The organism is Streptococcus sp. E29BA, from assembly GCF_041807805.1.
Classification (GTDB): domain Bacteria; phylum Bacillota; class Bacilli; order Lactobacillales; family Streptococcaceae; genus Streptococcus; species Streptococcus entericus.
In genome coordinates this window covers 16,945-37,262 of record NZ_JBGTZA010000003.1, presented here as the reverse complement: position 1 = coordinate 37,262, position 20,318 = coordinate 16,945, and the positions used below count along the sequence as shown (strand labels likewise).

The window sequence follows — 20,318 nt, the reverse complement described above, 5'->3', positions numbered from 1 at the left end:
AAAAAAATGACAAGAAACAGGACAAAGAGAGTCTAAAACAGCAGAAACGCTGTGATGGTGAGGTCAGTGCAAAAAATCTCAATCATACGTTATATTCTTACTTGGTATTGAGCTGATTAAACACCGCCACTTGACCTGCCTTCTCCGCCAAGGTCTTGAGCAAGGCCAAGCGATTGTTGCGAACCGCCATGTCGTCCGCCATGACCATAGTATTGTCAAAGAAAGCGTCAATGACTGGGCTAAGAGCAAAGAGACTGGCCAGGTTGGCAGCCATGTCCTCACTCAAACTCAAGGCCTCGACAGCCGCTGCCAAGGCTTTTTCTGCCTCGTTTTCAAAGAGATCGGCTGACAAGGTCACACCTGCTTCTGCTTTCTCCGCCAAGTTAAAGACCCGAGCCAGACTTTCCACGGCTGATTTGTAGCCGTCCGTCTTAGAGGCTTGGAAAATAGCCGAGCTGGCAGCCAGAAGATCCTTGACCACAAAGGTCGAGCTAGAGAGAACTGCTTCACGGATGTCTTTAGGAATGCTACTGTCCATCATCTTCTCGATACGGGCAGCGATAAAGCTCATGACATCCGCTTGGTTGGCATAGGTCAGGCTATCAAAGTTGAGGGCATACAGCTCTGTCACCAACTTGTCCAAAGGAACGTTCCAACCAAACTTGTCCAAAATCCGCACGATACCAGCAGTTGCCCGACGCAGGGCATATGGATCGTTTGACCCAGACGGGATCAAGCCCACTGAGAAGAATGACAGTAACGTGTCCAGCTTGTCAGAAAGTGCCAAGACCGCACCGACTTTTGTCTCAGGAAGCTCCCCTTCGGCAGAATTTGGCAGGTAATGCTCACGGATAGCTGCTGCCACACCAGCGGTCTCGCTAGCCAAGAGGGCATATTTCTCCCCCATGATGCCTTGGAGCTCGTCAAATTCACCAACCATGCCGGTCAAGAGGTCGAACTTGTAGATGCTGGCAGCACGGTCAAGGTCTGACCGCTCTTCGTCAGATAGCTCTGCCATTGCCGCCAAATGGCTAGCTATGGTCGCCGTCCGCGCCATGTGCTCGGAAAGACTGCCAATTTTTTCATGGAAGGTGACATTAGCGAGCTTCGCCACCAAGTCCGCAATCACCAATTTCTGGTCCTCTTTCCAGAAAAATTCACCGTCTTCCAAGCGTGCTACGAGGACTTTTTCGTTGCCTTTGATGACATTTTCGAGGTGTTGGTCGTTGCCGTTGCGGACAGAGATAAAATTCGGAAGGAGCTTGCCCGTCTTATCCCGCACGACAAAATAGCGCTGGTGATTCTTCATAGAGGTCACCAGAACTTCTTCTGGCACGTCCAGATACTTGGCGTCAAAGCTCCCCATAAAGGCAGTCGGGTACTCGACTAGGTTGAGCACCTCGCTCAAGAGCTCCTCATCAATATCCACAACCACCCCTTGTGCTGCCTCGATGGCTCTGATTTGACTGACAATCATGTCTTGACGTTCCGCTGGGTCTGCGATGACAAACTGCTCCCGCAGGTCAGCTTCGTAGCTGTCAGCAGTTGCAATCTCGGTCTCTTTCCCCAAAAAGCGGTGCCCACGACTGGTGCGACCAGATGTGATGTCAAGAAAATCCATGTCCAAGGCCACATCATCCACCAAGACCATCAAGGTGTGGACAGGTCGGATGTATTTGAAAGTGTTTGAGCCCCAAGCCATGCTAACAGGAAAGGTCAGGCTTTTAAGCACCTCTGGAATACCTGCCAAGACCGTTTCCGCAGGTTGACCCGCTTCATTTTTGGTCACGTAAACATACTCTTCACCCTTAATGTCCTCAAAGCGAATGTCAGCTGTGGTCAAGCCCTTGCCGCGGACAAAGCCTTCAGCAGCCTTGGTAAAGTTGCCATCAGCGTCCAAGGCGATTTTCTTAGCCGGACCCTTGAAGTCTTCGCTTAGGTCGGTTTGACGCTCGGCCAAACCAGACACACGCACGGCCAGACGGCGTGGAGTTGAGAAGGCCTCAATCCCTTCAAAACTCAACCGATTGTCCGCCAAAAAGGCAGACACCTTGTCTTTCAACTGGTTCATGGCAGGCGTCACGATGTAGGCAGGGATTTCCTCCAAGCCCAGTTCAATCAATACAGTTTTTGTCATGTTTTACCTCAAAAATTCTTTTTGAAATGTCTTTTTTGATAGATTCTTAAGTGGTGGGGGACGCCAGTAAACCTTTGGTTTCGTGGCTAATTTTGGAGCCTAAACTCTCCAAAATCCACTCAGACAGAGTGTGGTACAAAGTCTCGGTCTCTCCACTTTATTATCATCAAATAAGCAAGACGCAGTGGTTGAGTGGGCTCTAATACGCTGATTCCATCAGCTTTTACAGCCCTACTCAACTGTGCGGAGGTGGGACGACGAAATCGAATTCTGACGAATCACCGATTTCTGTCCCACTCTCTGTCCTGTCACCACGGCGAATCTATCCCAGGATGCTCGCTAAAGCTCGCATTACTCTTCTTCCGCCAAGAGTTTGGCACGAGTTGCCTCATCTAAAAGCGGATAGCCCAAGCGTTTGCGTTCTGCGACAAAGGTTTTGGCGACCACACGCGCCAAGTTTCGGATACGAGCGATGTAGCCTGCCCGCTCCGTCACCGATACTGCCCCACGCGCGTCTAAAAGGTTGAAGGTGTGAGAGCACTTGAGCACATAGTCAAAGGCTGGGTGCACTAGATGCTCATCTAAGCAGCGTTTCGCTTCGGCTTCAAATTTGTCAAAATTGCTGAGCAACAAGTCTTGGTCACTGACTTCAAAGCTGTATTTAGAATGCTCGTACTCTGGTTGGGTGAAGATTTCGCCGTACTTGACCCCACGTGCCCACTCGATGTCATAGACCGACTCGACTTCTTGGATATAGGACGCCAAGCGCTCCAAGCCGTAAGTGACTTCAGCAGTGACAGGACCTGTCTCAAGCCCCCCCACCTGCTGGAAGTAGGTAAATTGAGTGATTTCCATGCCATCAAGCCAGACTTCCCAGCCCAGACCCGCAGAACCCGTTGAAGGATTTTCCCAGTTATCCTCAACAAAGCGAATGTCATGCTCCAAAGGATTGATCCCTAATTTTTCTAAGGATTGCAAATAAAGCTCTTGGATATTGCTCGGCGATGGTTTCATAACCACCTGAAACTGGTGGTGCTGGTAAAGACGGTTTGGGTTTTCCCCATAACGACCATCTGCTGGACGGCGAGACGGCTCTACATAAGCCGCATTCCACGGCTCAGGACCGATGGCACGCAAGAAAGTGTAAGGCGACATGGTTCCCGCCCCTTTTTCTGTATCGTAGGCCTGCATAAGCATGCACCCTTGCTCATTCCAAAATTGTTGTAAGATCAGGATGATCTCCTGGAAAGTCAATTTTTTAGACATAATATTCTCCTTAAAAATAATGTTTAGGACTTGCGATACTCTAATCACTCAACCGATAATGTTTAGTGATGAGAGCTAGTAGAGGGGCTAGGAAAGGGCTCACGAGACGTTCCGTAGGATAGGCGATTGAAATGCCCCTGTGAACAATTCGTCTTGTACGCAAGGTTTCTCCGCTTTAGGTAATCAACCGTTAAGGCTCTTGTGGCAAAACACCTTTTTTTATCAACCAATCCAAAAATGTCTGAACAGGCTCAGTCTCCAACCACTCATGACAATAAGCAAAAACGGCCTCAACAGACCCTAACTGGTCAATCAGCTGATCAACCAGAAGAAAACTGCGCCAATACTCATAAAAAATGCTCGCGTAATCTCCTTCATAAGTTGCCTGACCAAAGTCATTCAGCGAGTGCCAACCATAATGTTGCTCAAAGAGATTGACCAACTGCTGATTTGCCCATTTCTCAGCTGCAAATTCTTCTGGTGTGAGAAAATAGCGGCGACTGATATACTCGACCATGCCCTCTTCAAACCAGATGTAGCGATAAAAGTCCTTATCTTCTGCGAAACGGTCTGACCAATGGGCAAATTCATGACCCAAAACCTGTAAAACATAATTATCTGACACTTGCGCATAATACTGACGCAATTGGTCAAGAAGTTCCGACGGCTCATAGCAGTCTAACTGTTTCAGATATAAATCCCGCCAAACCTGCCGTTCTGGCGTCAGTACGAGACGAACAGCATTGGTATAGGCTGGGATAGGGCACTCTCTGATAATATGGCTAGCCGCATGAGCAGTCGCCCAAAGAACTGCTTGCGGCAGATCTCTGACCGCATAGGTCTCGGATAGAAACTGAAGGTAGTCGACTATGGTCTTATCGTACTTAGCCACAAAGGCTTGATAAGCCGTCAACTGTTCCTTGCTATCAACAAGATAGAGATAATCCATCGCTTTCCTTTCTAAAGCAAAGAACCCCATCCCATACACTCCTAGCTTAACGCATAGGGGCGTTCGAGACGCGGTTCCACCCTAATTTATGACTTGATTGGTTATCAAATTGTGAACAGAAAGTGCCGACCCAACACCTGTTTCACTTGGCTCTCACCCCCCCAAGCTCGCTTCAGAAACCCTATGATGGTTCTCTTTCTAGTAATTAGTCTACCAAAAAATCTCAATCTTGTCCAGTAACGATTGTTTTCTGCCTTCTTACATACACTCTTTCAATGACAGAACAGTTACACCATGCATCTGAAGTTAAGTTTTCCTTCAATCAAAAGACTTCTTAACTTCTCCAAATGGCTTAAGACACATTCAGCCTGATAAACAGGTTACCAAATTATACTTGATAAACTTTTTGACCATCAATATAAGTGGCAACCAGATCAAGATCCTTGGTCAAAACAATGAAGTCAGCATCGCGACCGCTCTTAATCTGACCACATTTGTCATCAATCTTGCAGGAAATGGCTGGGATGAGACTGGCCATACGGACTGCTTCGACACGGCTGGCAATACCCCAATCAGCCACATTTTTGAGCCCTTGGTAAAGTTTGAGGATAGAACCTGCTAAACTAGCTGTGTTATCCTTGAGTCGTGCTGTGCCATTTTCCACGATAACAGGGAAATCACCTAGCATGTAATCACCCTCTGGCATACCGCCAGCTCTCATACAGTCTGTGATTAGCGCCACATGGTCATGGCTTTTTTGTTTAATAAGAATTTCGCAAGCCTTTGGATTGACGTGGTGCCCATCACAAATCAACTCCGCATAGGTGTTTGGAATATCGTAAACTGCACCAACCATACCTGGCTCACGGTGGTTGAGACCGCGCATCCCATTATAGGCATGGACCCAGACACTAGCACCAGCGTAGACCGCATCCTGAGCTTGAGAAAAAGTGGCATTAGAATGCCCTAGAGCAACAACGACACCCTGATCCGTCACATGACGGACAAATTCTGAAACACCATTGCGTTCAGGTGCAATGGCAATTTTAGAAATCAACCCTTGGGCAGAAGCCTGCCACGTTTCAAACTGTTCGATAGATGGGTCACCCATGTAAGCTGGGTTCTGAGCCCCCTTGAACTCCTCGGTAAAGTAAGGTCCTTCAAAATAAAGCCCTTGAATCTTAGCTCCTTTAGCATGTTTGGCTTGAGCAACCTTTTCACAAACCTCATTGAGAATCTCAAAGGTTGACGTTAAAGTTGTTGGCAAATAGCTAGTCACCCCAGTTGATGGCAAACCTGCTGAAATCGTCTCGATGGCTTCGACACTGTTGTCCATCACATCTGCACCACCAAAGCCATGGATGTGGGTATCCACCAGACCAGGTGCAATGCTATAGCCTGTATAATCTAAAATTTCAGCGTCAGCAGGTACTTGAGCTGTCCAGTCTCCAAACACGCCGTCTGTTACTGCGAGATAGCCTCCACGACACTCTTCGTAAGGGTAAAAGAAGGAATCTGCTTTTATGTAGTAAGTCATTGACATCGCCTCCATGTACTTGATATTTCTATTATACTCCTCTTTTTTAGATTTGTAAATGGTCTATACCAAATTTTAAACACTTAAATCCCTATATACCTGCTTTCACACCTAAGATTTGGTTAAATACTTTTCTATTTTAGCTTATCCTGCTCGTAAGTATGAACCAAGTCCAGTCCAGCAAACTGTTGTTGTCTAAGTGCCTCATAGACTAGCAGGCACACAGTATTAGACACATTGAGGCTTCGAACATGATCATCATTCATCGGAATGCGAAGAGCCTTGTCCTCATATTGTCGCATAAACGCCTCTGGCAGACCCGTATCTTCTCTTCCAAACATAAGGTAGTGATCACCTGATAAGGCAAAATCAGCTTGGTCATAGGTTTTTTGAGCAAATTTACTAATTAAGTACAGGCTGCCTTGACAAGTATCTAGAAACTCTTCTAAACTATCGTAATAATGCACCTCTAGCTTATCCCAATAATCTAGACCAGCTCGCTTCATCTTTTTATCATCAATAGGAAACCCCATGGGCTTGATGATGTGCAGGGGAGAATTAGTTGCAGCACAGGTTCTGGCGATGTTGCCTGTATTTTGTGGAATCTGGGGCTGATAAAGCACAATATGATTACGATAGGTCATCATGTCTCCTTCACAATACAAAAATAGTCACACCGTCCGGAATAACTCAGCAGACAGCGTGACTGGCGGTGCTTCATTAACTTAACTCATAACAGGGAAGAGCTAAATCAACGAATGCTTACTACAAGTATAGACCATCTGACATCATTTGTCAAGACTTCTGCTTACACATGACACAACATATTGCTCAGGAGATATCGAGTTGCATCAGCTCTACTATTTTTCATCAAAAATCGTGCTATCCGGCTAAATTTGTGTTAAAATTAAAGGTAAAGACAATTTTTGGAGGACACTATGTCACATTTGGAAGAATTAAACGACCAGCAGTTGGTTCGTCGTGAGAAATTGCAGGCCTTGATTGAGGCAGGAATTGATCCATTTGGGAAACGCTTTGAACGCACGGCTAATTCCGCAGAGTTGAAGGCTGAGTTTGACGAGAAGAGCAAGGAAGAATTAGAGGAACTCGGTGCAACAGCGGTAATTGCTGGCCGTCTCATGACCAAGCGTGGTAAAGGTAAGGCTGGCTTTGCCCATCTCCAAGACCGCGAGGGGCAAATTCAGATTTATGTCCGTAAGGACGATGTCGGCGAAGAGGCCTATGAGATTTTCAAAAAAGCTGACTTGGGCGACTTCCTTGGCATTGAGGGAACTGTCTTCAAGACCAACGTTGGTGAGCTGTCGCTCCATGCGACCAAACTAACCCACCTGTCTAAAGCCCTGCGTCCTCTGCCTGAGAAATTCCACGGCTTAACAGACATCGAAACCATCTACCGTAAGCGCCATCTGGACTTGATTTCTAATCGTGAGAGCTTTGACCGCTTCATCACCCGCTCAAAAGTCATTTCTGAAATCCGTCGCTATTTAGACGGTCTGGGCTTCCTAGAAGTGGAGACCCCTGTCCTCCACAATGAGGCAGGTGGGGCAGCTGCTCGGCCATTTATCACCCACCATAATGCTCAAAATATTGATATGGTTTTACGTATCGCACTTGAATTACACTTAAAACGCCTTATTGTTGGTGGCATGGAGAAGGTCTATGAAATCGGGCGGATTTTCCGTAACGAAGGTATGGACGCTACGCATAACCCTGAGTTTACTATGATTGAGGTTTACCAAGCTTATGCCGACTATCAAGATATCATGGACTTGACCGAGGGCATTATCCAACATGTGGCGAAGAGTGTCAAAGGTGATGCGCCTGTCATCTATCAGGGGACGGAAATCAAGCTTCACGAACCCTTCAAACGAGTACACATGGTGGATGCCATCAAGGAGCAAACAGGCGTGGACTTCTGGCAAGACATGACTTTGGAAGAGGCAACAGCTATTGCTAAGGAAAAACATGTCCCAGTTGAAAAACACTACACTGAGGTTGGGCATATCATCAACGCCTTCTTTGAGGAATTTGTGGAAGATACCCTAATCCAGCCAACCTTTGTTTACGGTCACCCCGTCGCTGTATCACCATTGGCCAAGAAAAATGACGAGGATCCTCGTTTCACTGACCGCTTTGAGCTCTTTATCATGACCAAGGAGTACGGCAACGCCTTTACCGAGCTCAATGACCCGATTGACCAGTTGGAGCGCTTCAAAGCACAGGCAGCAGCTAAGGACCTAGGTGATGATGAGGCAACAGGCATTGACTATGACTATGTTGAAGCACTGGAGTACGGTATGCCACCAACAGGTGGACTCGGTATCGGCATCGACCGCCTCTGCATGCTCTTGACGGACACGATAACTATCCGTGATGTGCTCTTATTCCCTACAATGAAGAATTTGTAAAGTGAATAAAATTTCAGGCACCACAGCAAGTTCACCCCTCGCTTTTGGATTTCCAAGCGAGGGTTTTTGTTTAATAGTCGGATAAAATATTCACAGTGAAGATGCTGTAAGGCGAGATATTGTTGTCAAAGTAATATCCTTCATTCATGGCTTTGCTTGCTTTGACAACTCGACATCTGGGTTGATTTTTGCGATGATGGTATTCTGAAAAAGCAATCAATCTAAGCACTTGTTTACTTATCCGTCTCTGCCATCGTAATCTGACAAAACAACAAAACCACCGATTAGTCATTTTAACTAATCGGTGGTTTCTTGATATCGGCTATCCTGTTATTAGCCAGATTAACATTCGCTAAAAATTTACCAAAACCAGCCGTCGTTGTCATCTTTGACAGGCTTGGCTTGTTTGACTTTGCGAGGACCTGTGCCATACTGCTCTTCAAGCAAATCTTCTTTATATGGAAGAACAAATGCCAGGATGAAATAAATCAGAATTCCCGGTATTTTCGTAAAGAAAATAGCTAACATAAACAGCACACGTACCAAGGACAAATCCCAACCAAAACGATCAGACAGACCGGCTAGGACTCCCGAAACGGCTTTTTGCCGACGAAGTTTATAAAATTCTGTTGTCATGACTGACCTCCTCATGTGATGATAAGTCTAGTATAACCGAGATTTGTCGAAAAAACATCGGTCATAAGACTGATTTTACAAATTCAAGTCTAGCTGCCCTAAACATTTGCCGCAACGGTACTTGGTTTGATTGATTCGCCGCTGCCTTGAGTAAATCGTCCCGCAAGCTCGGCAACTATAATGATAAGTTGCTTGCCTGCTTGATGGGACAAATCTTAGCCCGTCCACCTGCTTCAGCAAGTCCTTAAAATCTTTATCTCTATGCCGATAGCCCTTTTTAGCATGATACAGGTGATAATGGCAGAGCTCATGCCTGACGATTTTCCGAAAAACAGCTTCGCCATGTTCTTCTAGAACCTTGAGATTGAAGTCCAAATGCCCATCATTTGGAAAGAAGCGACCACCTGTGCTCCTCAATCGGTTATTCCACACAGCCTTGTGGCGAAAAGGAAGACCAAAGTCTTCTAGCGACACTTGCCGAACATAATCATCTAAGTTCATCGAGTGGCACCAAGGACAGATTAACCTTTTGACGATCCTGGTCAATCCTAGAAACCCATACCGTCACAATGTCTCCCACCGAAACCTTCTCACTCGGATGCTTGATAAACTGATGGCTCATTTGTGAAATATGGATGAGCCCATCCTCATGAAGACCAATATCAACAAAAGCACCAAAGTCGACCACATTTCGAACCGTGCCTTCAAGCTCATGTCCAATAGTCAAGTCAGAGAGCTCTAGGACATCTTGACGGAGAATTGGTGCTGCAAATTCCTCACGCAAATCGCGACCTGGCTTGAGCAGATCAGCAATAATGTCCGTTAGCGTCGCTTCACCGATACCCAATTCATGCGCAGTCTCTGCAATCGATAAACGCTTGAGTTTCACTTGAGCAAGCTCATCCAGCTGAGAAATGTCTTGCTTGTCAAGCAAGGCTTTCACAGCAGGGTAGCTCTCTGGGTGAACGCCAGTATTATCCAAAATGTTATTACTCTCTGGAATACGCAAAAAGCCAGCGGCCTGTTCAAAGGCTTTTGCACCCAAACGAGGCACTTTTTTCAACTCAGTCCGGCTCCTGATGAGCCCGTTTTCTTCACGGTAAGCAACAATGTTATCTGAAATCGTCTTGCTCAGACCAGAAACATGAGATAACAAGGCACTACTTGCTGTATTGACATTAACACCGACTTGGTTCACCACCGTCTCCACCACAAAATCCAGATGCTCTGCTAATTTCTTCTGGCTGACATCATGCTGGTACTGGCCGACACCGATGGATTTAGGGTCAATTTTAACTAACTCAGCCAGCGGGTCTTGGAGACGTCTGGCGATGGAAATAGCCGAGCGCTTCTCCACAGTCAAGTCTGGAAACTCTGCTCGCGCTTGTTCGGAAGCAGAGTAAACAGAGGCACCGCTCTCGTTGACGATGACATAGGAAACATCACGGTAGTCTGCCAGCACTTCTGCCACAAATGCTTCACTTTCTCGACTAGCTGTGCCATTCCCAATCGCAATAATCTCTATCGCAAACGCCTCAATAAGCTGCCTCAGCTCGGCTTTAGCTTCTGTAATTTGAGCCTTGCTAGCAGGCTTAACGGGATAAATCACCTGAGTCTCTAGGAGCTTACCTGTCTGGTCCACTACTGCTAATTTTGCCCCTGTCCGAAAAGCAGGGTCAAAGCCCAAAACCATTTTCCCTTTGAGAGGAGGAATTAAAAGCAACTGACGGAGATTGGTTGAAAAGAGCTGTATAGCCCCATCTTCTGCCATTTCGAGGAGTTCTGACCAGATGCGTCGTTCAATAGCAGGTAGAATTTTTTTCTTGAGGGCTGATTGGATAATCTGGTCGATGTACTGGTTCTTTTCCTTGAAGCGAGCCGCTAAAAAACGGATCATTTTGTCCACGTTATGGACAAAACTGAGTTTGAGGATTCCTAGTTTGTCAGCCCTATTGAGCGCTAGAACCCGATACCCATGCAATTTATTGATAGGTTCTATAAAATCATAATAAATTTGAAAGACTTTTTTCTCATCAGCTTTTTCATCTTTAAGCTCTGAGGTTAACTGCCCATAGCGCCAGACCTCATTGTAAACCCATGCCCTAACCCTGTGATCATCAGCCAAAGCTTCAATTAAAATATCACAAGCTCCTGCTATAGCTTCCTTAGCAGTTGGGTATTGTTCGCTGACAAAAGTTGCCGCCTGTTGACTCAAATCACCAACATTCTGCAAGATGAGACGCGCCAAGGGGAAAAGACCTGCTTCCCTGGCTTGTGTTGCCTTGGTACGGCGCTTTTCTTTATAAGGAGCATAAAGTTCCTCGACTTCTGATAACTTTGTCGCCTGCTCGATGGCAGCTTTTAGCTCTTCTGTTAATTTTCCTTGCTCAGCTATTTTACCTAGTACAGTTGCTTGGCGTTCCATCAATGCCGTCAAACTCTTGTCTAAATCCACAATAGCTTTGATGGCAACTTCATCAAGGTTACCTGTTGCTTCCTTGCGGTAACGAGCGATAAAAGGAATGGTGTTGCCTTCTGCCGTCAAGACAAGGACTGTTTCAACTTGTGTTGGGCTCACACTCAGGGTGTGAGCAATTTTTTCTTTCTGTTCCATAGGACTATTATATCACATTAAAAGATAAAAGAAAAAAGCATCAGGTGATGACGAGTGGCAACTAAAAGACACTCGTCACGTCAGTTGTCACAAGTGTTTTATGCATTAACTAAAATTTAACGAGTGACTGTCAATGATGCTGAAATCCTGATGTCGTTAAATGATAAGGGGTGACTATTAGTTCCTCCATACTCATTTGTACTGGTAGATTCATTTACGCTTTCCCAGCAAAATAAGCACGTACCTTTGGTTCAACCTGTTCACCATAAATCCTGATTGCCTTTAAGGTCTCAGCATATGGCATAGAACCAATTGGCAAGTGTAGCATAAAGCGATCTAGGTCCAAATCCTCAATCAGGCGAATCATCTTCTCAGCCACGGTATCGGCATCACCGACAAACATAGCGCCATCTGGTCCAACTGCACTGTCATAATACTCACGAGTCAGTGGTCGCCAGTAAGGACGTGTCCGCCCAATATTATCGGAAGCAATTTTAGTCGGTAGGAAATAATCTTCGACAGCTTGTTCTGTTGTTTCAGCCAACCATCCCAACGAATAGGCAGCAATTTTTAACCGATCACTATCATGCCCTGCTTGCTGACCAATCTCTCGATAAGCTTTGGTTAGTTGTTTGAAGGCTCTGGGATTGCCACCGATAATCACGTAAGCAATCGGTAAACCTTTTTCTGCAATTTTGACAGTCGAAGCCGCATTACCGCCAGTCGCTACCCAAATCGAAAAGTCTTTTTGCACAGCACGAGGTAAAACTGGCTTGTTATCAACGGTTTGGGTATGCTTTCCTGTCCAATTCAGATAGGTAGAGTCTTTAATCGCTAAAAGCATCTCCAATTTTTCGTCGGACAGTTCTTCATAATCTTTCAAATCATAGCCAAATAGCGGAAAACTTTCTGTAAATGATCCTCGACCAGCCATAATCTCTGCTCTGCCATTTGACAACGCATCAATGGTAGCATACTGCTGGTAAAGGCGAATAGGATCAATAGAGGACAAAACGGTCACCGCAGAACTCAAGCGAATGCGCTTGGTCTTAACCGCACCAGCAGCAAGAACAATCTCTGGTGCAGAAACCGCAAAATCTTCTCGATGATGCTCCCCAATGCCATAAAAATCAAGACCAACCTGATCAGCTAATTCAATCTCCTCAACTAAATCACGCAGGCGCTGGTCATGAGCCAAGGGCTTTCCTGTGCCAACCAGTTCAGACGTGTCGCCAAATGTTGAAATACCTAACTCGATCTGTTTCATGCATAAACTCCTTCGTTATATGACGAGTATTATTTTATCACTATGTAGTGTCTTTTTCAATTCATTTGCTCAGTTCTGATTGCCGAAAATAAAAAGTGAAAAGCAACCGTTCATTCAATAAGGTGTATTCCAGACCGACACAGTTGAATAAGTTAATGAACTCAGCACATCAGAGGTACTCAGCCACTGCGTCTTGGTTAATTGACGGTAATAAAATAAAGAAGCCAGGATTCTCCCCAGCCTCTCCTAATCCTATCTGACGAGTGACTCACGCGCAGTCACTCCGTTGGAATAAGCTATCAAAGCTTTACAGACTAGCGGTTAAAGCTGTGCTTGATTTGCATGACCTACCTTTGACCAACCACCAGACGGCTACTCAAAAGATAATCCAACACGTTTGTTCACACTTTTCAGCTTAACTTAAAACGAGCTCATCGCTAGCCAGACGTTCACCACTATTTTTGTGGAAAAGCTCCAGCAAATCTGAAACTGTCAGCTTTTCTTTTTCCTGACCAGAAATATCCACCACAATGTTCCCTTGATGAAGCATGATCAAGCGATTGCCATAGCGAATAGCGTGTTCCATGTTATGGGTAATCATCAGGGTCGTCAATCGGTGGCCTGTCACAATCTTATCCGTCAGTTGCATCACCATATCGCTGGTCTTAGGATCAAGGGCAGCTGTGTGCTCATCCAGCAAAAGGAGCTGTGGTTTAACCAAGGCAGCCATCACCAGAGTGAGCGCTTGCCTCTGACCGCCTGATAGAAATGCCGTGTCGACCTTGAGGCGATATTCTAACCCTAGACCTAGCTCTGCTAATTCTTGGCGAAATAGCTCGCGCTGGCTCTGTTTAACCCCCTTAGTCAGCCCTCTAGCTTGACCGCGTTTGTAGGCGATAGCCATATTCTCCTCAATGGTTAGACGAGAAGCTGTACCCATCTTAGGGTCTTGAAAGACCCGACTAATCATTTTTGCCCGCTTAGCGACAGGCAAATCCTTAATGCTTTTACCACCAAGTAGGATACCCCCCTGATCAATGGGTAATGTGCCTGCCAGACAGTTCATTAAGGTTGATTTGCCTGCCCCATTTCCTCCAATTACGGTGATAAAATCTCCCTCTTCTGCGGTTAAATTAAGGCCTCTCAAGACATGGTTTTCATTGATTGTTCCTGCTTCAAAGGTTTTATGGATTGCTCTTAATTCTACAAGTTGTGTCATCTCATTCTCCTATCTTACACGAGGCTGTCTCAGTTTTAGCTTATCTTGGACTTCTGGCACATACAGCACCACCGCTAGTAAGCCCGCTGAAAAGAGCTTGACCATATCTGCATCAACACCTGGCAAAGAGAGAATAGCCAGCAAAATCAGACGATAAATCACCGCACCAACAACGATAGAAACCAGACGCCAACCCAAGGTTAAATGACGAATTAACACTTCTGCGATGATAATAGAGGCTAGACCGATAACAATCGTCCCAACACCTGAATTGATGTCTGCATAGCCATTATTCTGTGCCAACAGCGCACCACATAAGGCAATCAAGCCATTTGACAGGGCATAAGCAATAATTTTCATGTTATCCGTGTTGATACCATTCGCCGCACTCATCGGAATATTGTCCCCTGTCGACCGTAAAGCTAAACCAAGTTCTGTATGAAGCAAACCAATAAGACCAGCTAGGATAATGCTTAGGGTCATCAAGCCAATCACCATCACTGCTCCTGTCTTGTCTAGACCAAATTCTCGCAGGCGACTGACCAACGTTTCCTGCTGAAGAAGAGCTAGATTAGCCTTGCCTAGAACCTTGAGATTAACCGAATACAGACCAGTCAGAACGACAATACCAGTTAAAAGGCTAGGTAGCTTCATCTTGGTATGTAATAAACCTGCTACCACACCAGCTAATGCACCGCCAACAGCAGCGAGCAAGGTGGCCAGAATAGGGTCGACACCATTGACAATCGCAATGGCACAAATTGCGCCGCCAAGTGGGTAAGTCCCTTCAGCGGTTAAATCAGCGATGTCCAAAATACGAAAGGTCAGATAAACACCAATAACCATAACCGCCCAGAGTAATCCCTGTGAAATTGTTGATAAGATAAGTGACATCAAAAAGCCTTCTTTCTAAGATTTAGTTAGTCGTAAGAGCTGAAAGGTCAAGGTCCAGCTTGTCGGCCATATCCTGATTGACATAGAGTTCTAAATGCTCAGGTAACTCAACTGACAGACGAGCAGGTTGTTCCCCAGATAGGATTTTAACCGCTTGACGAGCGGTTTGAGCACCTAGTTTTTGGTAATCCGTTCCGTAGGTGAGAAGTCCACCGACTTTCACCATATCAATAGAACCCCCAACAATCGGTACCTTCTTCTCAATGGATAATTGCCCCAACAGCACCATGGTTGATGCAATTGTGTTATCTGTCGGCACAAAAACCACATCAACTGTTGACATTAAGCTACTCGCTGCATCCTGAACATCATTGGTGCTTGAAATACCTTTTTTATCGACGGTGTAACCTGCTGCTTTAAGGGCTGCTTCTGCTTGTTTGACCTGAACTTCCGAATTGGATTCATTGGTGGTATAGAGGATACCGACTTTTTTAGCAGATGGCAGAGCTTGTTTGATGAGCTCAACTTGCTTACCAATCGGTGCTTGGTCACTCGTACCAGTCAAAAGACCGCCAGGTTTTTCCAAACTCTCAACTAAGTCTGCCGATGCAGGATCCGTCACAGCCGTAAACAAAATCGGCGTCTCTGTGCTTGCTAGAGCCAAAGACTGAGCCGCAGGAGTTGCGATACCAAGTACCAAATCACTATCTGCAACCAGTCGCTCAGATACGGTCTGAAGTTGTGATTGATCCCCTTGGGCATTTTGATAATCCCACTCGATCGTGTAACCCTGCTGTTCTAATTCTGTTTCAAATCCCTGACGGGCTGCTGTCAAAGACTCATGCTCGACATATTGGAGAATGCCGACTTTAACAGTCTTTCCTGATGAGGAACTACTATCCGTCTGCTGACAAGCTGCCAGGGTCACTGCTAACAAACCAATGCTCAAATACTTGACTAAATCTTTCATTATTTTTCTTTTCCTATCTGTTTAATTGTTTCTGGGTTAAGCCCAAGTAATTTTGCCATATCTTCATTAACTGCAATACTAGTAGCATCTGGGCTTTTAACGCTTAATTCAGAAGGCTTTTCCCCTTTTAAAATCTGCACCGCTAATTCTCCAGCTTGTTTTCCAACGGCTTTAAAATCAACTCCTGAGGTCAATAAAACACCTTCTAACACCGCTTCATCACTACCAAGAGCAGGAACCTTTGCTTCTCTTAAGACATCACCTATCGTAGCAATGGTTGAAGCAACTGTATTATCTGTTGGGAGGTAGATGGCATCAACTTGAGTTGCCAGCTGACTCATCACCTGTTGCACATCATTGGTGCTGGTCACGGTTTTTTCAATAACTTCTAAACCTTGTTGTTCTAAGGCTTTTTTTGCCACCTTAGCCTGCGATTCTGAGTTCACCTCACTGGAATTATAAAAGATGCCGATTTTTTTGGCTGTTGGAAACAGTTTGGTGAGTAGTTCAACTTGTTTAGCCACATCTAGAGCATCTGTCGACCCCGTCATATTGCCGCCAGGTTGCTCCAAGCTCTTGACCAAACCAGCTGCTACAGGGTCAGTGACTGCGGTAAATAGAGCAGGTGTGCTATCATCGACAGTCAACAGACTTTGAGCAGCAGGCGTGGCAATGGCAAGATGGAGATCATTTTGCCCAGCCAGTTTCTCAACCATCGTTTGGAGATTACTCTGATCAGCCTGAGCATTTTGCAAGGTTACCTTGAGGTTATCTCCTTCTGTGTAACCAGCTTCTTGTAGGGCTTCTAAAAAGCCTTCACGCGCCGCATCGAGGGCAGGATGTTCAGCATACTGGATAATCCCCAGCTTCACTTTATCATCTGTCATTTTCCCACAAGCAGCTAAGACAACCGCTCCAAAACTCATAACGACGAACATTTTTAAGGACTTAAAAAACATCATTTTCCTCTTTCTATTCATTAAGCACAACAGAAAACCACTTAGAAAATTCTAAGTGGTTAACCGAGGATTGTATAAAACATACAAAACAGGTAGGCCTGTCCACTTAGATTTTTTCATCTATGTGGACAAACAACTCAAATAGCCATGACCCCATAGATACAAACAACTGTTTGGTCTGTTTGCATCTATGCCTGGCATAAACACAAACACTATCTAAAGTAGCCATAGTAAAATGCTGCTGCGACGGTGATCGTGCGGTTAGTTAACATACCTTTTTCCTCCTTGATTTATTTTTTATTATTCTATGCCTTTTTTTCTCGTTTGTCAAGCTTTTTTGACATTTTTTTAATGTTGAGATGATTGCCAAGTGGTCGACAGCAACAATGACTTAATAGTCACCGCCTTCAACCCCGTAATACTCTTCTAGGGTTAGGCCTGATTGGTAAACTTCGGTGGCTTCCTGACCGATGTAGCGAACATGCCAGCTCTCAGCCATATAACCTGTGATATTCTCCTTGCCTGGCAAATAGCGCACCACAAAACCATAGTGGTGAGCATTGTTTGCCAACCATTGACTAGCAGCAGGCTCTTCCAGAAGCTGCCCTGAAGCATCTAAAACATCAAAAGCCAAACCTGTCTGGTGTTCACTGTAGCCTGGTCTAGCCGAATAACGGTCAGCAGCGGCTTGTCCATCTTGATTAACATAGCTCTGATAGAGGCTGGCTTGATAATCATAACTTCTAAATCCGCTGTAATTGTCCGACACACTAAAACCTGCTGCTCGCATGGCGCCCAAAAGCTCCCTAAAGGCAGCACCAGCTACCCCATCTTCACCAGGATTATAATCGGCTGCCAAAGGGTGTTTCTTATTGACAATGATCACATCTCCATATTTACCACGAACACTGTGGTAAAAACCCGTTGATGGAGTGCTTGCTGCTTGAGAAGCAGCTGTTTCAGTCTCAGGCTTGTCTTCAGAGACAGGGGTATTTTCTTGAGAACTTTTTGGGCTCTCTTGGGACATGGCAGAGCTGTTAGACGATGATTGATCCTGAGCTTTTTGACTGTCTGCTACTTTAGACACTGTGGTTGACGAGGCTGACGATTTAGCTGTTGACGTCGTCTCTGTTTGCTTGTTCCCACAGGCAGTCAACAAAATCAAGCCACAAGCCAAAATGATAACCTTACTTTTCATCTTATTTCCCTTTCTCGGCTACTGCCGCTTACGTGCAATCAGATGGATTGGGGTTCCTTCAAACTTGAAAGCGGCGCGGATTTGGTTTTCTAAGAAGCGCATATAAGAGAAGTGCATGAGTTCTTCCTCGTTGACAAAAACAACGAAGGTCGGTGGCTTGACCGTCACTTGGGTGGCGTAAAAGATTTTCAGTCGTTTGCCCTTGTCGGTAGGTGTCGGATTGATCGCAACAGCATCCATGATGACATCGTTAAGCACTGCAGATGGGATACGCATGTTCTGGCTTTCAGAAATCCGCTTAATCAGCTCTGGTAACTTGTGCAGGCGTTGCTTGGTCACGGCTGACACAAAGATAATCGGTGCATAAGATAGGAACTGGAAGTTATCTCGAATATCGGCCTCCCACTGACTAACGGTGTGGTTGTCTTTTTCCAAGGTGTCCCACTTGTTCACCACGATGATGAGACCTTTTCCTGCCTCATGGGCAAAGCCAGCAATCCGCTTGTCGTACTCACGAATGCCTTCTTCGGCATTGATGACGAGCAAGACAACATCTGAGCGGTCAATGGCCCGCATGGAGCGCATGACAGAGTATTTCTCCGTATTCTCGTAGACCTTACCAGATTTGCGCAGACCTGCGGTATCAATCATGATGTACTCTTGCCCCTCGCTATCGGTAAAGCTAGTGTCAATAGCATCGCGCGTTGTCCCTGCAATCGGGCTAGCAATCACACGGTCTTCTCCCAAAATAGCGTTAATTAGACTTGACTTGCCGACATTTGGACGGCCAATCAGGCTGAATTTGATGATATCTGGATTTTCCTCAACTTCTTCTGCGGGCAGATTGTCCACGATGGCATCCAAGACGTCACCTGTCCCAATCCCGTGGACAGACGACACAGGGTAGGGATCACCCAGACCCAGTGAGTAGAAATCGTAAATCTCGCTTCGCATCTCGGGGTTGTCAACCTTGTTAACTGCTAAGATAACAGGCTTATTGGTCTTGTAGAGGATACGGGCGACATACTCATCGGCATCAGTCACACCTTCTTTACCTGACACAACAAAGACGATAACATCAGCCTCCGTCATAGCAATATCTGCTTGGTGCTTGATTTGCTCCATGAATGGCGCATCAACATCGTCAATACCGCCTGTATCAATAATGGAAAATTTGCGGTTGAGCCAGTCAGCTGTCGTGTAAATACGGTCACGCGTCACACCTTCCACGTCTTCAACGATGGAAATTCGCTCCCCTGCGATACGATTAAATAACGTCGATTTTCCTACATTAGGGCGCCCGACGATGGCGACGGTTGGTAAAGCCATGTGTTCTCACTTTCTAGCGTCGATTTTTCCCCAAAAGATGGAGCTCCTTAGCCACGGCACGAATTCGTTCCAAAACTCGTTTGGCCTGCCAAGTTTCATCCCCTTGCTTACTTTGAGCTAATTTTTTCTCTAAATCCTCTAAACTGTAATTGGACGTAAAAAAAGTCGGCAATTCCTCCAGCATACGGTATTGCAAAATGACCTGTAAGACGTCATCACGCACCCAGCTGGTTGAAGTTTCCGCACCGATATCATCTAATATCAGAACGGGAGCAGCCTTGACATCATCAATTTTCTCCTTAACAGAGCTTGTCGAGATGGCATTTTTGACATCAACCACAAAGGTAGGGTAGTGAAGCATAGTCACTGCCACACCTTTTTGAACGGACAATTCTCTAGCTAAACCAGCTAGCAAGAAGGATTTCCCTACTCCCATATTCCCGTAAAGATAAATGCCTTTTTGAACATTTGGATAAGCTTGCAAGAACTGACTCAGCTCTGCCAATAACGTAATACGGTTAGGATCACTAAAATCAATATCTGAAAAACTGATGTACTGATAGGATTTTGGGAGATTGATAAGCTTGATACGGTCTGTTGCCTCTACTTGTTGCTGACGATGGATCAGTTCTTTTGTTTCACGATAGGTCACATCAGCATAGCCCTCATTCATCACCAAAATTGGCTCATAACCTTTGGCTAAATAGTCTGGTGATTGGCTGATGAAACGCTCTTTTTCTTGGCGGTACTGGTTGAATTTGGGCAGGCTTCGTTCAATCGTTGCCCGATCCAGCTGATGAGTCACGATAAAGTTAGCGACATCAGGATGAGCCAGAACATCCTGTAAGACCTGTTCTTGGTCTTGCAAAAATTTTGGCATCTTACTTGATAAGGTGTCTCCAATTTTTTTCATC

17 protein-coding genes are annotated in these 20,318 nt (G+C 45.6%); 1 reads left to right on the top strand and 16 read right to left on the bottom strand.

All coding sequences use genetic code 11. The annotated features are described in order from the left end of the window. Positions 1-97: 97 nt before the first annotated feature. From glyS to trmL, 5 genes are all read right to left on the bottom strand, one after another. Complete coding sequence (gene glyS / locus ACERC8_RS00990) at positions 98-2,137, bottom strand: glycine--tRNA ligase subunit beta (RefSeq protein ID WP_373658038.1); 2,040 nt, start codon at positions 2,135-2,137, stop codon at positions 98-100. 351 nt (positions 2,138-2,488) lie between these two features. Continuing rightward, positions 2,489-3,403, bottom strand: coding sequence for a glycine--tRNA ligase subunit alpha (glyQ, locus tag ACERC8_RS00985; protein ID WP_373658037.1), 915 nt, complete (start codon positions 3,401-3,403; stop codon positions 2,489-2,491). A 190-nt stretch (positions 3,404-3,593) separates the two neighbouring features. Continuing rightward, positions 3,594-4,352 (bottom strand): elongation factor Tu, encoded by a 759-nt coding sequence (locus ACERC8_RS00980; protein ID WP_373658079.1) that lies wholly within the window; start codon positions 4,350-4,352, stop codon positions 3,594-3,596. 388 nt (positions 4,353-4,740) lie between these two features. Further along, complete coding sequence (gene nagA / locus ACERC8_RS00975) at positions 4,741-5,889, bottom strand: N-acetylglucosamine-6-phosphate deacetylase (protein ID WP_373658036.1); 1,149 nt, start codon at positions 5,887-5,889, stop codon at positions 4,741-4,743. Between the two features lie 134 nt (positions 5,890-6,023). Further along, positions 6,024-6,533: a tRNA (uridine(34)/cytosine(34)/5-carboxymethylaminomethyluridine(34)-2'-O)-methyltransferase TrmL gene (gene trmL, locus ACERC8_RS00970; protein WP_373658035.1), complete on the bottom strand. Its 510-nt coding sequence runs from the start codon at positions 6,531-6,533 to the stop codon at positions 6,024-6,026. A gap of 294 nt (positions 6,534-6,827) precedes the next feature. Between trmL and lysS the strand changes: the two genes are divergently transcribed. Then, the gene (lysS, locus tag ACERC8_RS00965; RefSeq protein WP_373658034.1) at positions 6,828-8,318 is read left to right on the top strand and encodes a lysine--tRNA ligase; all 1,491 of its coding nucleotides are present in this window, start codon (positions 6,828-6,830) and stop codon (positions 8,316-8,318) included. Positions 8,319-8,678: 360 nt separating this feature from the next. On the opposite strand, the gene ACERC8_RS00960 is transcribed toward lysS, so the two are convergent. The 11 genes from ACERC8_RS00960 to dnaI all read right to left on the bottom strand — a co-directional run bounded on the left by ACERC8_RS00960 (position 8,679) and on the right by dnaI (position 20,317). Then, positions 8,679-8,954, bottom strand: a complete 276-nt coding sequence (locus ACERC8_RS00960; RefSeq protein WP_373658033.1) for a PspC domain-containing protein — start codon at positions 8,952-8,954, stop codon at positions 8,679-8,681. Between the two features lie 75 nt (positions 8,955-9,029). After that, positions 9,030-9,455, bottom strand: coding sequence for a SprT family protein (locus tag ACERC8_RS00955; protein ID WP_373658032.1), 426 nt, complete (start codon positions 9,453-9,455; stop codon positions 9,030-9,032). Continuing rightward, complete coding sequence (locus tag ACERC8_RS00950; protein ID WP_373658031.1) at positions 9,442-11,568, bottom strand: Tex family protein; 2,127 nt, start codon at positions 11,566-11,568, stop codon at positions 9,442-9,444. The genes ACERC8_RS00955 and ACERC8_RS00950 overlap by 14 nt, the downstream gene beginning before the upstream one ends. A gap of 214 nt (positions 11,569-11,782) precedes the next feature. Then, positions 11,783-12,835, bottom strand: a complete 1,053-nt coding sequence (locus ACERC8_RS00945; RefSeq protein ID WP_373658029.1) for an LLM class flavin-dependent oxidoreductase — start codon at positions 12,833-12,835, stop codon at positions 11,783-11,785. A gap of 415 nt (positions 12,836-13,250) precedes the next feature. Then, complete coding sequence (locus ACERC8_RS00940) at positions 13,251-14,054, bottom strand: ABC transporter ATP-binding protein (RefSeq protein ID WP_373658027.1); 804 nt, start codon at positions 14,052-14,054, stop codon at positions 13,251-13,253. Between the two features lie 9 nt (positions 14,055-14,063). Then, positions 14,064-14,948 carry an ABC transporter permease gene (locus ACERC8_RS00935; RefSeq protein ID WP_018367538.1) on the bottom strand — a complete coding sequence of 295 codons (885 nt, stop codon included), beginning with the start codon at positions 14,946-14,948 and terminating at the stop codon, positions 14,064-14,066. A gap of 22 nt (positions 14,949-14,970) precedes the next feature. Then, a complete protein-coding gene (locus ACERC8_RS00930) occupies positions 14,971-15,918 on the bottom strand; it encodes an ABC transporter substrate binding protein (RefSeq protein WP_373658026.1) in 948 nt (315 codons plus the stop codon). Further along, positions 15,918-16,877 carry an ABC transporter substrate-binding protein gene (locus ACERC8_RS00925; protein WP_373658078.1) on the bottom strand — a complete coding sequence of 320 codons (960 nt, stop codon included), beginning with the start codon at positions 16,875-16,877 and terminating at the stop codon, positions 15,918-15,920. The genes ACERC8_RS00930 and ACERC8_RS00925 overlap by 1 nt, the downstream gene beginning before the upstream one ends. Positions 16,878-17,268: 391 nt before the next feature. Next, positions 17,269-18,075, bottom strand: a complete 807-nt coding sequence (ldcB, locus tag ACERC8_RS00920) for an LD-carboxypeptidase LdcB/DacB (RefSeq protein WP_373658025.1) — start codon at positions 18,073-18,075, stop codon at positions 17,269-17,271. 18 nt (positions 18,076-18,093) lie between these two features. Next, a complete protein-coding gene (gene der, locus ACERC8_RS00915; protein WP_373658024.1) occupies positions 18,094-19,404 on the bottom strand; it encodes a ribosome biogenesis GTPase Der in 1,311 nt (436 codons plus the stop codon). A 13-nt stretch (positions 19,405-19,417) separates the two neighbouring features. Further along, positions 19,418-20,317: a primosomal protein DnaI gene (gene dnaI / locus ACERC8_RS00910; protein WP_373658023.1), complete on the bottom strand. Its 900-nt coding sequence runs from the start codon at positions 20,315-20,317 to the stop codon at positions 19,418-19,420. Position 20,318: the final 1 nt, after the last annotated feature.

Excerpts from the sequence above, each read along its gene's own strand:
- ACERC8_RS00925 (WP_373658078.1), bottom strand. The coding sequence starts at position 16,877 with ATGTTTTTTAAGTCCTTAAAAATGTTCGTCGTTATGAGTTTTGGAGCG.
- ACERC8_RS00945 (WP_373658029.1), bottom strand. The coding sequence starts at position 12,835 with ATGAAACAGATCGAGTTAGGTATTTCAACATTTGGCGACACGTCTGAA.
- ACERC8_RS00935 (WP_018367538.1), bottom strand. The coding sequence starts at position 14,948 with ATGTCACTTATCTTATCAACAATTTCACAGGGATTACTCTGGGCGGTT.
- ACERC8_RS00955 (WP_373658032.1), bottom strand. The coding sequence starts at position 9,455 with ATGAACTTAGATGATTATGTTCGGCAAGTGTCGCTAGAAGACTTTGGT.
- dnaI (WP_373658023.1), bottom strand. The coding sequence starts at position 20,317 with ATGAAAAAAATTGGAGACACCTTATCAAGTAAGATGCCAAAATTTTTG.
- lysS (WP_373658034.1), top strand. The coding sequence starts at position 6,828 with ATGTCACATTTGGAAGAATTAAACGACCAGCAGTTGGTTCGTCGTGAG.
- ACERC8_RS00950 (WP_373658031.1), bottom strand. The coding sequence starts at position 11,568 with ATGGAACAGAAAGAAAAAATTGCTCACACCCTGAGTGTGAGCCCAACA.
- ldcB (WP_373658025.1), bottom strand. The coding sequence starts at position 18,075 with ATGAAAAGTAAGGTTATCATTTTGGCTTGTGGCTTGATTTTGTTGACT.
- nagA (WP_373658036.1), bottom strand. The coding sequence starts at position 5,889 with ATGACTTACTACATAAAAGCAGATTCCTTCTTTTACCCTTACGAAGAG.
- ACERC8_RS00980 (WP_373658079.1), bottom strand. The coding sequence starts at position 4,352 with ATGGATTATCTCTATCTTGTTGATAGCAAGGAACAGTTGACGGCTTAT.
- ACERC8_RS00930 (WP_373658026.1), bottom strand. The coding sequence starts at position 15,918 with ATGAAAGATTTAGTCAAGTATTTGAGCATTGGTTTGTTAGCAGTGACC.
- glyS (WP_373658038.1), bottom strand. The coding sequence starts at position 2,137 with ATGACAAAAACTGTATTGATTGAACTGGGCTTGGAGGAAATCCCTGCC.
- ACERC8_RS00940 (WP_373658027.1), bottom strand. The coding sequence starts at position 14,054 with ATGACACAACTTGTAGAATTAAGAGCAATCCATAAAACCTTTGAAGCA.
- glyQ (WP_373658037.1), bottom strand. The coding sequence starts at position 3,403 with ATGTCTAAAAAATTGACTTTCCAGGAGATCATCCTGATCTTACAACAA.
- der (WP_373658024.1), bottom strand. The coding sequence starts at position 19,404 with ATGGCTTTACCAACCGTCGCCATCGTCGGGCGCCCTAATGTAGGAAAA.
- trmL (WP_373658035.1), bottom strand. The coding sequence starts at position 6,533 with ATGACCTATCGTAATCATATTGTGCTTTATCAGCCCCAGATTCCACAA.
- ACERC8_RS00960 (WP_373658033.1), bottom strand. The coding sequence starts at position 8,954 with ATGACAACAGAATTTTATAAACTTCGTCGGCAAAAAGCCGTTTCGGGA.